At 65.2% G+C, this 12,847-nt stretch carries 11 protein-coding genes and 1 pseudogene; 5 read left to right on the top strand and 7 right to left on the bottom strand.

Features of this window, described 5'->3' with window-relative positions:
- Window positions 1-70 precede the first annotated feature (70 nt).
- Genes U741_RS0108435 through U741_RS0108425 form a run of 3 tightly spaced genes read left to right on the top strand, consistent with a single transcriptional unit; the run spans window position 71 to window position 2,641 of the window.
- Complete coding sequence (locus U741_RS0108435; RefSeq protein WP_029890040.1) at window positions 71-697, top strand: fumarylacetoacetate hydrolase family protein; 627 nt, start codon at window positions 71-73, stop codon at window positions 695-697.
- A 38-nt stretch (window positions 698-735) separates the two neighbouring features.
- Window positions 736-1,398: a DUF502 domain-containing protein gene (locus U741_RS0108430; protein WP_084155061.1), complete on the top strand. Its 663-nt coding sequence runs from the start codon at window positions 736-738 to the stop codon at window positions 1,396-1,398.
- Between the two features lie 7 nt (window positions 1,399-1,405).
- Window positions 1,406-2,641 (top strand): MFS transporter, encoded by a 1,236-nt coding sequence (locus U741_RS0108425; RefSeq protein WP_029890038.1) that lies wholly within the window; start codon window positions 1,406-1,408, stop codon window positions 2,639-2,641.
- Here the strand turns inward: U741_RS0108425 and yihG are convergent.
- From yihG to U741_RS0108405, 4 genes are all read right to left on the bottom strand, one after another.
- Window positions 2,601-3,527 (bottom strand): 1-acylglycerol-3-phosphate O-acyltransferase, YihG family, encoded by a 927-nt coding sequence (gene yihG, locus U741_RS0108420; RefSeq protein WP_029890037.1) that lies wholly within the window; start codon window positions 3,525-3,527, stop codon window positions 2,601-2,603. The genes U741_RS0108425 and yihG overlap by 41 nt on opposite strands.
- A gap of 40 nt (window positions 3,528-3,567) precedes the next feature.
- A complete protein-coding gene (locus U741_RS0108415) occupies window positions 3,568-4,029 on the bottom strand; it encodes a YybH family protein (RefSeq protein WP_052378634.1) in 462 nt (153 codons plus the stop codon).
- Complete coding sequence (locus U741_RS0108410) at window positions 4,026-4,502, bottom strand: hypothetical protein (RefSeq protein WP_161776166.1); 477 nt, start codon at window positions 4,500-4,502, stop codon at window positions 4,026-4,028. The genes U741_RS0108415 and U741_RS0108410 overlap by 4 nt, the downstream gene beginning before the upstream one ends.
- Window positions 4,503-4,563: 61 nt before the next feature.
- Window positions 4,564-6,195: a GMC family oxidoreductase gene (locus tag U741_RS0108405; RefSeq protein WP_043110235.1), complete on the bottom strand. Its 1,632-nt coding sequence runs from the start codon at window positions 6,193-6,195 to the stop codon at window positions 4,564-4,566.
- Window positions 6,196-6,289: 94 nt separating this feature from the next.
- Between U741_RS0108405 and U741_RS19695 the strand changes: the two are divergent.
- Together U741_RS19695 and U741_RS0108395 are read left to right on the top strand one after the other, a co-directional pair.
- Window positions 6,290-8,080: pseudogene (locus U741_RS19695) on the top strand (GspE/PulE family protein).
- Between the two features lie 142 nt (window positions 8,081-8,222).
- Complete coding sequence (locus tag U741_RS0108395; protein ID WP_235200191.1) at window positions 8,223-9,251, top strand: helix-turn-helix transcriptional regulator; 1,029 nt, start codon at window positions 8,223-8,225, stop codon at window positions 9,249-9,251.
- 186 nt (window positions 9,252-9,437) lie between these two features.
- Here the strand turns inward: U741_RS0108395 and der are convergent, their stop codons facing one another.
- The 3 genes from der to U741_RS0108380 all read right to left on the bottom strand — a co-directional run bounded on the left by der (window position 9,438) and on the right by U741_RS0108380 (window position 12,844).
- Complete coding sequence (gene der, locus U741_RS0108390; RefSeq protein WP_084154751.1) at window positions 9,438-10,904, bottom strand: ribosome biogenesis GTPase Der; 1,467 nt, start codon at window positions 10,902-10,904, stop codon at window positions 9,438-9,440.
- A 171-nt stretch (window positions 10,905-11,075) separates the two neighbouring features.
- Window positions 11,076-12,209 (bottom strand): outer membrane protein assembly factor BamB, encoded by a 1,134-nt coding sequence (gene bamB, locus U741_RS0108385; protein ID WP_029890031.1) that lies wholly within the window; start codon window positions 12,207-12,209, stop codon window positions 11,076-11,078.
- Complete coding sequence (locus U741_RS0108380; protein ID WP_029890030.1) at window positions 12,206-12,844, bottom strand: YfgM family protein; 639 nt, start codon at window positions 12,842-12,844, stop codon at window positions 12,206-12,208. Before U741_RS0108380 ends, bamB begins: the two co-directional genes overlap by 4 nt.
- Window positions 12,845-12,847 lie beyond the last annotated feature (3 nt).

Raw genomic sequence — 12,847 nt, 5'->3', positions numbered from 1 at the left:
TTTTTGATGTCGGCGACTGGCACACTATGACGCCCCCGCCCCGCTCACCGGATTGGTACCTGCTATCGCCATGAATCCCGCCCGCATCTTCTGCATCGGTCGCAACTACGCCGAACACGTGGCCGAATTGGCGCAGCCGGGGGCGGCGGACGATGGTGACTGCGTGATCTTCATGAAGCCGGCCTCAGCGGTGGTGCCCGAAGACGAGCCCATCGTGCTGCCGCGCGGGCTCGGCAGCGTGCACTTTGAAGCCGAGCTGGTGGTCGTCCTCACCGGCGGCGGCCGCGATATTCCCGAAGACGAGGCGCTGGACTGCGTTGCCGGCCTCACCCTCGGGCTGGACCTGACCCTGCGCGACCTGCAGACGCAACTTCGCAGCCGGGGGGAACCGTGGGAGCGCGCCAAGGCCTTCGACGGCAGCGCGCCGCTGGGCGACTTCAAGCCCTACCTCGAACAGGACCTGCAGGCGTTGAGCTTCACCTGCCATGTCAACGGCCGGTTGCGACAGCACGGCCAGACCCGCGACATGCGCGTTACCGTGGCGCGGCAAATTCACCTGCTGTCACAACTCTGGGCGCTGGCGCCCGGTGACGTGCTGTTCACCGGCACCCCGAAAGGCGTCGGCCCCCTCAGTCCCGGCGATCAGATCACGCTGGCCGGCCCGACCCTGGGCACTTACACCTGGACCTGCTCATGAGTACCGAACCGCTGATTTCCACCCGCTCTAGGGTCCGCCTGCGCAAGTTCACCAGCACCTTTCTGGCCGGTTTGCTGGCGGTGTTGCCGATCGTGATCACCGCCGCCGTGGTGGTGTGGCTGATCGGTGCCGCCGAGTCGCTGCTCGGCGGCCTGCTCAGTGTGCTGCTGCCCGGACCGCTGTACCTGCCCGGCATGGGGCTGATTCTGGCGGTGGTGCTGATCTTCCTGATCGGGGTCGGCATTCGCGGTGTGGTGTTCCGCCAGGTGCTGCAGTGGGTGGAAACGGCGATGAACCGCATTCCGCTGGTCAAGACCGTTTACGGCGCCGTCCGTGACCTCACCCGCTTGATGTCGGGCGACAACAATCGTCGCTTCAGCCAGGTGGTCACCGTCAAGCTGCCCAACATGCCGATTCGCCTGGTCGGCTTCGTCACCATCAGCGATCTCGCCGACACGCCGATGTCGGGCGCCGAAGACGAGGTCGCGGTGTACCTGCCCATGAGCTATCAGATCGGCGGGTACACGCTGATGTTGCCGCGCAGCCTGCTGACGCCGCTGGACATGAGCTTTGAAGAGGCCATGCGCTTTGTCATCACCGCCGGTCTGTCGCGCGCCGGCGAGGCGCCTGTTGACGTCGAAATGCCTGCAGCGTCACCCACCGCGACGCCGCCAACCCCGCCACCGCCCAGCGGGACCTGACGCCCGGGTGAGCACCCGCCGGATGTTCTTGCTGCTGGCCGCGCTGTATTTCGCGCAGGGCCTGCCCTACGGCTTCTTCACCCAGGCCCTGCCGGTGCTGATGCGCGAACAGGGTCATTCGCTGACCGCCATCAGCAGCGTCAGCCTGCTGTTCATTCCCTGGGCGGTGAAGTTTCTCTGGGCGCCGTGGGTCGACCATCGCGGCAGCCGACGCGACTGGTTGCTGCCGCTGCAGGTTGCCGGCGTGCTGCTGGCACTGGGCCTGACCGCACTGCCGCTGGACGGCAGCTTCGCGGCCCTGTTTATCGCCCTGTTCCTGTTCAACTGCGTCGCCGCCACCCAGGACATTGCCACCGACGGCCTCGCCGTGCGCCTGCTGACCGCACCACAACGCGGGCTGGGCAACGGCATCCAGGTGGGGGGTTACCGCATCGGCATGATTCTCGGCGGCGGACTGCTGCTGTGGCTCTACGCCATCGCCGGCTGGGCGACCATGCTGCTGACCATGGCCGGGCTGCTGGCCCTGACGGTGATCCCGGTGCTTTTCATACGCGAGCCGCTGCCGCTCACCGCCATCCCTGCGGATACCACGCGCCGTGACCTGCTGCTGGGCTGGTGGACACGCCTGCGTCGCCCCGGCCTCGCCGGGTTTATCGGCCTGATCGCGGCTTACAAGTTTGGCGACACCATGGCCTCGGCGCATATCGGCCCGATGATGGTCGACCTGGGCCTGACCAAGACCGACATTGCCTTGATCAAAGGCACTGTCGGGTCGCTGATGGCCCTGGCCGGCGCGGCCCTCGGCGGCGTCCTTGCATGGCGGCTGCCGCGTCGCACCACCCTTTATCTGTTCGGTCTGCTGCAGGCCGTCAGCATCACCCCCTACCTGCTCGCCGCATTGGGCGTCGCACCGCTGGCCATGCTGTGGACCGGCAGCCTGCTGGAAAGCTTTTTTGGGGCCATGGCCACGGTTGCCCTGTTCACGCTGATGATGGACGCCGCCGACCCTGAACATGGCGGCACCGACTACACCCTGCTGGCCTGCATCATCGTGCTGGTGATGGGCAGCGCGGTGTTTGCTGGCGGCCTGGTCGGGGATCACCTCGGTTACGTGGCCCTGCTGGCGCTGGGCATGGCGGTTTCGGTGATCGGCTGCCTGTGGTTGGTGTGGGCGCTGGACCGCGGCAGCCCGCTGACGCGTCTCAATCAGGCTTGGGCGATGCCGAAGACCCTGACGCCTTGAGCATCTCACCGATGCGAACGTCCTTTTCGTGCCACAGATCGGCCACCCAGCGCTGAAAGCCGGCTCGGAAACGCTGGTCGGACTCGTAGTTGCCGTCGAACCACTCGTCGTCCATCCGCAGTTGGCGCACGTGGATGCGCACCTGGCGCACGCGGCCGCAGAGAAACGGCCAGAACCCCTGCGCACCGCCGGGATAAACGATGGTCACGTCGAGCAGCGCATCAAGATTGCGCCCCATGGCGCCCAGCGCGAAGGCGAAGCCGCCGGCCTTGGGTTTGAGCAAGTGGGTGTAGGGCGACTTTTGACGACGGTGCTTGTCCGCGGTGAAGCGTGTGCCTTCCAGAAAATTGAGAATCATCACCGGCTGGCCCTTGTAGCGGGCGCAGGCGCGCTTGGTGGTTTCGATGTCGCTGCCGCGCAACGCCGGGTTCTTCGCCAGGTCCTGACGCGAGTGCCGCTTCATGAACGGATAGTCCAGGCCCCACCACGCCAGGCCCAGCAGCGGCACCCAGATCAGCTCCTGCTTCAGGAAGAACTTGAAAAACGGCGCACGGCTGCCGAAGGCGTACATCAGCATGAAGATGTCGTTCCAGGTCTGGTGGTTGCAGCAGACCAGGTACTGCCCTTTAGGGCTCAGATCGGCGTCGATATTGACCTCGACGTCAACCGCCATGAGCACCTTCGACAGCACCACGTTGCACATCGCCCAGCGCTGCGCCAGCCAGGCGATGGCGCGATCAAGGACGCGCCGCGGCGCGGTGCCACCCGGCGTCAGCAGTTTGAGCAGAATCAGCGCGTAGACCGGCACCACCCAGAACACGGTGTTGATCAGCAGCAGCAGCGCCATGATCGCACCGTGCAGCGGTGCGGGCAGTCCATTAAGCATGTGTCAGCGTCCTTCTCGGGGTGACGTCGGTGCGCGGCGATCAATCCTGCTCGAACGGATGCGCTGACCAATGAATGTGGGCAATCTTCCAGCCGTCGGCGTACTGCCGCAGGATCATGGTTTCGGTCTGCCGCAGGGCAATCGGGTCGGTGCCGGGCTTGCTGGTCAACTCCGAACGGGTCAACACCCAGGCGATCTTCTCCTCAACGCGCTCGACCTGTTCGACGATGCGCCGGTTGGTCACCACCGCAAAGGCCAGGTCCATCGCCAGATTGTTGTCGGCATACGCGCGCGGATGCGCTTCGGCAAAGCCGGTCTCGAACACCACCAGATCCGGCGCCAGTTGCAGGATTGCAGTCTCCGGGTCACTGGCCTTCAGGGCTTCGTGGAAGCGTTGCACCGCCTCGATAGGCGTGGCGGCCCCCTCGCGCTCGGCCTGGGCGGTGGCCCATGCCGGCAACAGGATCATCAACAGGCCGAACAGCGCGGGCAAACGGTTCATGCCTGGGGCTCCAATGTCAGGGTGGCGCGGCGGTCGCCGTCCTCGTCAATCAGCTCGATGGTTTCAAGGGCCATGTCAGGCAGCTTGATCAACGAGCACGGGCTCACCGCTTCGCCGCCCGGATCGGTACCGGCAGCCGGCTCAATGAAGGTGGCGCGCAGGGTCAACAGACCGCGCTTGGCTGTCGCCGCCGAGCTGATCGCCATGCCGTAGCCCTCAAATTTACGGCGGCCCATTTCAACCAGCAGATACTGGCCGGCTGGCAGCGTCGCATCGCCATAGAGGTGGGCACCGCGTTGCGATTCCCAGGCGGCATACTCGGCAGGGCTGGACATCAGCGTCAATGCCACCTCGTCTTGCGTACTGCCGCAGGCGAGCGCGCGCCGCACTTCACGCACCTCGACCGGGTCGGACTGGCCAAGCGACGAGAAAAAACCACCGGACACCGCGCAGCCCGAAAGGCCTGCTAGCACGACGACAAGGGCCAGCCCTTTCACTCTCGGTTGTTGTGCCACCCATCCTCCTGATTCGGACTCACGCCGCCAGAGGAACCGCCTCCGGCTGCCGCGCTGCGTCCTCGATGATCATGCGAGCCCCATTTTCACCGATCACGGTGGCCGGTGCGTTGGTATTGCCGCCGATCAAGGTGGGCATGATGGAGGCATCGATCACACGCAGACCCGAAACCCCGCAAACCCGAAGGCGCGGATCGACCACTGCCGCTGCGTCGACCCCCATTTTGCACGTGCCCACCGGGTGATAAATCGTTTCGGCGCGGGCGCGAACGTAGTCGCGCAACTGGGCGTCGCTCTGCACCGCGTCGCCGGGATCAAGCTCGGCGCGATAGTGACGGGCGAATGCCGGCTGGCGCAGCACCTCACGTGCCTTGCGAATGCCGGTCACCAAGACGGACAGGTCACGCTCGGTGGCCAGGTAATTGGCCTCGATCTGCGGCTTGACCAGTGGATCGGCACTGGCCAGGCGTATACGTCCACGCGACTCCGGCCGCAGAAAACAGCTCATCAGCGTGAACGCGCGATGGCGAAACAAGGGCCCCAGCTTCTGCCCGTGATTGGCATACACAAACGGCACCATGTGCCACTGAATGTCGGGCACCGGCTGCGCCGGGTCACTCTTGATGAAGCCGCCCACCTGCGCAAAATTTGAACTCAGCTCGCCCTGCCGGCCGCGCAGGTAGGCCCAGAGCATCTTCAGCGAGCGTAACCAACCACTGGGATGCAGGGTGATCGCGAAGCTGGTTTTCTCGGTCACGGTGACGTGGATGTCGAGGTGATCCTGCAGGTTTTCACCCACCCCGGGCAGCTCGTGAACCTGCACGATGCCGTGGCGGTCCAGCTCGGCTTTGGGTCCCACGCCAGACAACAAGAGCAACTGTGGCGAACCGACCGCCCCGGCACTCAGGATGACCTCGCGGGTTGCGCTCAAGATCTCGACGCGGCCTTTGCGCTGCACCTCAACCCCCACCGCGCGCTTACCGTCGAACACCACCCGGCGCGCATGCGTGTCGGTGATCACCGTCAGGTTGGGGCGTTCGCGCACCGGGGTCAGAAACGCGCGCGCATTGCTGCAACGCTCGCCATCCTTCTGCATCACGTGATAACGGCCGATGCCTTCCTGTTCGGCGCCATTGAAATCGTCGTTGCGGGCATGTCCGGCTTGCTGCGCGGCCTCAATGAACGCGCTCATCAGCGGGTTCATGTAGCGCGGCTCAGCCACATTGAGACCGCCGCCAACCCCATGAAAGGCGTTGGCGCCAGGCTCGAAATGCTCAATGGATTTGAACAGCGGCAGCAGCGCGTCGTAGGACCAACCCTGACAACCGAGGCTGGCCCAGTGGTCGTAGTCGCTGCGATGACCGCGGATATAGCACATGGCGTTGATCGCCGAGCTGCCGCCCAGCGTGCGTCCGCGCGGCCAGAACAAGCGGCGCTTTGCGCAGCCGGCTTCCGGCTGGGTCTCGAACTTCCAGTTCAGGGTGTTGCTGCGGATCACCGGAATGATGCCGCCGGGAATATGGATGAACGGATTGGTGTCATCCGGCCCGGCTTCCACCAGGGCCACCTTGACTGATGCATCGGCGCTGAGCCGATTGGCCAGCACGCAACCCGCCGAGCCGCCGCCCACAATCACATAATCGAACCGCATGCTGGATCTCCTCCGTCTACCCTTCGCCCGATTGTAATTGATCGCTCGTTCGATTACATCCCGGCGACCGGCGGCGGATGCTAGCGTTGCGGCCATGAACCGGACCGCTCCCCGACACGAAGTGCTGCCCCGTGGCCGTCTGCAACTTCGTGACTTGCTTGATGCGCTGGTTGCCGCCGAATGTATTGACACCGCGAGCGCCAAGACTTGCTGGGTGCGGCAGTCGCAGCGCGCGGCGACGCGGCATCCGGCCCTGGCGATCGACGCCGAGCAGTTGCCGGATCTTGGCCGCCCAGGCGCGGTCTGGACCGCCGACCGGCTGATGCAGTGGCTGGCCGAGCAAAGCGGCCTGCGTTACCAGAAGATCGATCCATTGGGCCTTGATGTGCGGCAAATCACCGCGCTTGTGCCGTTCGCCTACGCCAGCCGCGCCAGAATCCTGCCGCTGGCGGTGCGTCACGACGAGGTGGTGATCGCCACCGCCGAACCGTATTGGAACGACTGGCAGGTCGATCTCGGTGCCGCCATCGGTCGACGCATCGAGCGGGTGCTGGCCAACCCGCTGGACATCGAGCGCTACCTGGCCGAGTTTTATGCGCTGGCCCGTTCGGTGAAGGGCGCCGAGCACCAGCGCGGCCAGATCCTGCCGGGCGGGCTGCAGAACCTCGAACAACTGGTCGAGCTGTCGCGCAGCGGGCAACTCGACGCCGAGGCGCAGCCCATCGTCGCCATCGTCGACTGGCTGCTGCAATACGCCTTCGAGAGCCGCGCCAGCGACATTCATCTGGAGCCGCGTCGCGAGCATGGTCGCGTGCGGTTTCGGATCGACGGCGCGCTCAACGACGTTTACCAGATTCCCGCTGCCGTCATGCCACCGGTCACCAGCCGCCTGAAAATGCTGGCGCGCATGGACCTTGCCGAAAAGCGCCGCCCGCAGGATGGCCGCATCAAGACCCGCGCACCCGGCGGCACCGAAATCGAGCTGCGCTGTTCGGCACTGCCCACTGCATTCGGCGAGAAGCTGGTGATGCGCATCTTCGACCCCGACGTGCTCAAGCGCGACTTCCACTCGTTAGGCCTTGACGATGCTGACGCCGCGCAATGGCGGGCGATGGCCGAACAGCCGCACGGCATCGTGCTGGTCACCGGCCCAACCGGGTCGGGCAAAACCACGACGCTGTAAGCCACGCTGAAGCACTGCGCGCGGCCCGAAGTCAACGTCTGCACCATCGAAGACCCCATCGAACTGGTCGAGCCCGCCTTCAACCAGATGCAGGTGATGCCCGGCATCGGCCTGGGCTTTGCCGAGGGTGTGCGCGCGCTGCTGCGGCAGGACCCCGACATCATCATGATTGGCGAGATTCGTGATTTGGAAACCGCCGAGGTCGCCACCCAGGCGGCGCTCACCGGACACCTGGTGTTCTCAACGCTGCACACCAATGACGCCGTGGGCGCCATCACACGGCTGATTGATCTCGGCGTGGCGCCGTATCTGCTGCGCGCCACCCTGGTCGGCGTGGTGGCGCAGCGGCTGGTGCGGCGGCTGTGTGACGACTGCAAGGCCCCCGTGCCGGCACGCGCCGCGCAGTGGGCGGCGCTGGTCGGTGCCGACAGCGCGTTGCCCTGCCCCGAGACCTTCCACGCACCGACCGGCTGCGAACATTGTCGACACACCGGCTATCGGGGCCGGGCCGGTGTCTACGAAATGCTTCGCATGACCGCGCCGCTGCAGGCGGCCATTCATGCCGATGTCGACGACGTCAGCCTGCGCAGCCTGGCGCGGAGCCAGGGCATGACGACGCTGCGCGCCGCCGCGACCGCGCGCGTGCTGGACGGCGTGACGAGCATTGAGGAAGCGCTGAGCGTGGTGCCCCCACAGCCGTAGCGCTGAAGCGGTTGGCGTAACGGCCACGTTCAGGCGCCGGAAGGTGCGGCAAGCTCGGCGTTCCAGCGGTCAGCAATTGATGATCGGGTAAGCTCGAATCTGACCTGCGGGCCCAACCATGACGTGCTTCCGAGACGTTGCCGTGCCACTGAGTGACCAAGTAGACCCCGTTGACCGCTATGTTGCCCGCCTCTATCGCTGGGCCCTCTCGGTCGCGCCCGAAAAGTACCGCGCCTGGGCGCTCAACGAACTGCGCAATGTCGTGCCGCACGACTTCGCACTGTGGGGCACGGGTCTGGTGTCGGACTGGCGCTTTCACACCGTCACCGTCACCGGCGGTCTGCCGCGCAGCTTCCCGCAGGTGCTCGAAGAAACCCGCAGCATCAACCCGATTTTGCCGGTGATTCTCAGCCGCCTTGACGAGCCCATCGATCTGCAGACCGTGGTGCCTGATGCGGCGCTGTTCAAGTCTGCGTTCTACCAGCGGACCTTCGCGCCGTACGGCATCACCCGTGTGCTGGCGACGGCGCACCTCGACCAGCGCAGCGGCCTGTACTCCCTGATCACGCTGTACCGACGCGATCCGGCGCAGGCCTGGACCGACACCGACCTCGCCCGTCAGCGCCGGCTGCCCTATCACCTGGTCAATGCCGCCTCACATCTGTTCTTCCTGCACTTGGCCAAAACCCACGAAAAGCTGCCGTCCGGCGCTGCCGCCGTGGTCGATGCGCAGGGACGCTTTCACGAGTCGCAACCGAAGTTTCTCGATTTTCTCGAACGGCATTTCCCTGATCGGGCCGACCCCCAGGCCCTGCCCTTCGAGCTGCCACCGCCAGCCACCCAGAAGATCATCAACGACGGTCTGTGCGTCCGTTGCGAGCCGCTGGGCGAACTGTGGGTGGTGCACCTGTGGCCAGCTGGCCCGCTGGACCGGCTGACCGCCCGCGAGCGGGAGATCGTGCTGGCGGTGTCACAGGGCCTGTCGTTCAAGCAGGCGGCACGCAAGATCGGCGTGGCGCCGTCAACAGTGGCCAATCACCTCTACCGGATTTATCGCAAGCTCGGGGTTTACAGCCGCACCGAACTGGCGTCGCTGGTGTATCCCGACAGCGACGACGAGACGCCAGAAGTCATTGCAGCCGCGCCCAAACTCACCGATGGATCACTCTGACACACGCGGCTTTGGTGGTTTCAAGACAAACGCTTCAACGCAAAGGCGCAAAGAACCGCCCAGAAAGGACGCAAAGCAGGCCCAGAAATCAAGCCTTTACAGGAGGTGGTCCTCCCAGCATTCCTTTGCGTCCTTGCTTTTTCCCTTCGCGCCTTTGCGTTAAGCCTTTAAGACGGTCCGCAGATCTCAGCGACGGCTTTTCTTCGAGCGCTCGATCATTCGCTTCTTTTTCTTGATCTGTCGCCCGGTCAGCACATTTTTCTTGCCCTTGAACGGGTTGTCGCCGGTCTTGAACTCAAGGATCAGTGGCACGCCCTTGAGCGCCAGCGCATCGCGAAAATGGTTGGCCAGATAACGCTTGTACGACACCGGCAAACGTTCGGTCTGGTTGCCGTGGACGATGATCCGAATCGGGTTGCGCCCGCCCTGGTGGGCATAACGCAGCTTGATGCGACGCCCGACCACTGCCGGCGGCGCGTGCTTGGCGACGGCCGCCTCCAGCTCGCGATTCAGTGCCGGGGTCGGCAGGTCACGCAGAGTCGCATCGGCGGCGTCGATCACGTCGCGCATCAACACCCCGACGCCGGAGCCGTGCCGCGCCGAGATGAAGTGCAGCGGCGCGTAGTCGAGAAATGGCAGCTTGAGCTCGGCCTGGTAGCGCACCTGTTCACGCTGGTCGACGTCGAGCCCGTCCCACTTGTTGACGGCCAGCACGATGGCGCGACCGCGCTGGGCGATCAGGCCGATCAGCCGCGCGTCCTGCTCACCGATATCGCTATGGGCATCGACCACGGCAATCACCACGTGGGCGTTTTCGATTGCCTCCAAGGTCTTGACGATGGAGAACTTCTCGATGGTTTCGCTGACCCGTGCACGGCGCCGGACGCCGGCCGTGTCGATGAGGGTGAAGACCCGGCCTTCGCTCTCGAAGGGCACTTCGATGGCGTCGCGGGTGGTGCCCGGCATGTTGGCGGCGAGCACCCGCTCTTCACCCAGCAGGCGATTGATCAGGGTCGACTTGCCGACATTGGGACGGCCGACGATAGCGACGCGAATACGCCCGTCTTCGGGCAGGTCGGCCGCCTCGGGTGAGGTCGGCGCATCCGCCAGCACGTGCTGCATCAAGCGGGTGACGCCGTCGCCCTGCTGCGCCGAGATCGACCACGGGTCGCCCAGGCCAAGGCGGAAGAAATCGGTGCCGGCGACGCTGGGCACCTGCCCTTCACTCTTGTTGACAACCATGATGATCGGCTTGCCAGACTTGCGAAGCTGGCGGGCGATGGCCTCGTCACTGGGGTGGCGACCGGCACGACTGTCGACCATGAACAGCACGGTGTCGGCTTCGCTGAGCGCGAGTTGGGCCTGGCCTTCGGCAAGCGCTGCCAGCGGATCTTTCGACTCGGGCATGAGACCGCCGGTATCGACCACGACAAACGCCTTGTCATCGATGCGGCCGGTGCCGTACTGACGGTCGCGGGTCAAACCGGCGTAGTCGGCCACCAGCGCCGCGCGGGTGCCGGTGAGGCGGTTGAACAAGGTCGACTTGCCGACGTTGGGCCGCCCAACGAGCACCACGCAAGGCAGGCGCGAGACGGGAATAACTTCCTGAAAGCTGAGCCCGGATTCGTCGGGGGACGACGGCACGTCGGTCATGATGGGGGCGACACTCTTAAGGACGACAAGGTTGATCTCAGCCAGCAGTGATCAGCTCGTCCCTCGCAGGCGCTGCCGTGTGCCGCATCAAGACGCGAGGCGTGAAGGTGCGCTGACGTTGCGCCCCTCCACGCGGGTAATGCAACCCCCACCACCTGCGGGGCCAAGCGACTACTGAACTTGCAGCACACCAACCCGGCCATCGCCGCGCTGGACCACCAGTTGGTCATCAAGTGTGGCGAGCACACCCTGAAAACCCTTGCTGCCGAAGCGGCCACGGCCGACAAATGCGCCCGTGTTGGGGTCGAGCCAATGCAGGTAGCCCTTCATGTCACCGACCACGACCAGGCTGCCCTGCTGGGTCGGCGCAGTGGTCCCGCGGTACTGAAGACCTTCCTGCGTCCAGTCGGCGCTGCCGGTGCGGGTGTCGAGACCCCAGACCACGCCATTGGTATCGGTCACGATCAGACGCTCGCCGACGGTCACCATGCTGGTCGTGGTGCGCACCGGTCGGCGCCACAGAATCTGCCCGGTCTCGGCATCGACGGCGACCACTTCACCCCCGGCACTGGCCACGAACAGCTCGTTGGCTGAAGCGGCAATCGGGGCATCGATGTCGGCAATGCGTTCGAGCTCGGTGCGGCCACTGGGTGCCGCGATCAACTGTTCCCAAACGACTCGTCCGGTCAAGCCGTCGAGGCTGGCCATGCGGCCGCTGTCGAGACCGACATAAACCTTGCCGGCCAACAGCGTCGGCTCGGAGAGGCCACGCAAGGTGAGGTTGGGCACCGTACGTTCGAACTGCCAGATTTCTTCGCCCGTGTCGGCGTTAAGGCCGTAGGTGCGACCATCAACCGTACGCACCACCAGCAGCTGGCCGGCGCCCACTGGCACCGCCATGACTTCACTGTTGACGTTCTTGCGCCAGCGTTCGCTGCCATCAGCACGCGACAGGGCGACCACTTCGCCGTCGAGGGTACCAACCACCACCAGCGCGTCGAGTACGCCGGGGCCCGCGCTGGCACGAACGTCGAGCGCGTTGCGCCAGATGCGCTCGCCCGAACTCGGGTCCAGTGCCTGAACTTCGCCGTGCCGGTCAGAGACGAACACCGCATCCGGCTCGGCCGCAACCTGCAGCTGCGAAAAATCCGACCCCAGCCAGGTGTGACGCGACCAGACGGTCGATGAGGAGGCCTGGGATTCTTCCACCGGCTGCAGCGGCGTTGGTTCGCGCACCTTGCCCTTGCCCGAGCAGGCGGCAAAGGCCACAACCAGCGGCAATAACCACGCTAATTTCATATTCATGAGCTGGACGCCTCGTTCAGATCGTCACGTTTTCGTTGCAGTTGCCCGCGATAGGGGGCGTTGGGCTCGACCGCCGCCAGCGCTTCGTCGTAGGCGCCGCGTGCATCGGCGCGCTCGCCTTTGAGCAACAGCGCGTCGCCTCGCGTTTCAAGGTACAGGCTTTCAAAACCGCTGGGGACCGGCGTAAGCGCGGCCAGCGCGGCGTCGGCGTCACCGGCCTCGAGACTGATCCGCGCCAGGCGCAGACGTGCCACGGCCTTCAAGCCGTCGTCGCTGCTGTTGTTCACCACCCAGTCGAGCGCGTCGCGGGCCTCGTCGAGGCGCTCATCCTTGAGCGACTGTGCCGCCCACTTGAGTTGCGCGAGCGCGGCATAGGGCGTCTTGGCGTAGTCGCTGACCAAGGTGCCGCGAATCTCGGCCACCGCCTCGGTGCGCGAATCCGCCTGGGCATTGCGCAGATCGGAGTACATCTGCGCCGCGCGGTCGGCGCGACCCTCGCCCGACTGCTGATAGGTCTGCCAACCAAAGATCGCCGCCAGGCCCAAGCCCAGGCCACCGACGAGCGCCAGCCAGTTTTCCTTCCACCAGCTTTTGATCGCGTCGACCTGTGCTTCGTCGTCGTAGTGCGTTGCCACGGT

This window comes from Polycyclovorans algicola TG408 (assembly GCF_000711245.1).
In the GTDB taxonomy this organism is placed as follows: Bacteria; Pseudomonadota; Gammaproteobacteria; order Nevskiales; family Nevskiaceae; genus Polycyclovorans; species Polycyclovorans algicola.
This window is presented reverse-complemented; position numbering and strand designations above follow the sequence as displayed.

Excerpts from the sequence above, each read along its gene's own strand:
- U741_RS0108435 (WP_029890040.1), top strand. The coding sequence starts at position 71 with ATGAATCCCGCCCGCATCTTCTGCATCGGTCGCAACTACGCCGAACAC.
- yihG (WP_029890037.1), bottom strand. The coding sequence starts at position 3,527 with ATGCTTAATGGACTGCCCGCACCGCTGCACGGTGCGATCATGGCGCTG.
- U741_RS0108415 (WP_052378634.1), bottom strand. The coding sequence starts at position 4,029 with ATGAACCGTTTGCCCGCGCTGTTCGGCCTGTTGATGATCCTGTTGCCG.
- U741_RS0108405 (WP_043110235.1), bottom strand. The coding sequence starts at position 6,195 with ATGCGGTTCGATTATGTGATTGTGGGCGGCGGCTCGGCGGGTTGCGTG.
- der (WP_084154751.1), bottom strand. The coding sequence starts at position 10,904 with ATGACCGACGTGCCGTCGTCCCCCGACGAATCCGGGCTCAGCTTTCAG.
- bamB (WP_029890031.1), bottom strand. The coding sequence starts at position 12,209 with ATGAATATGAAATTAGCGTGGTTATTGCCGCTGGTTGTGGCCTTTGCC.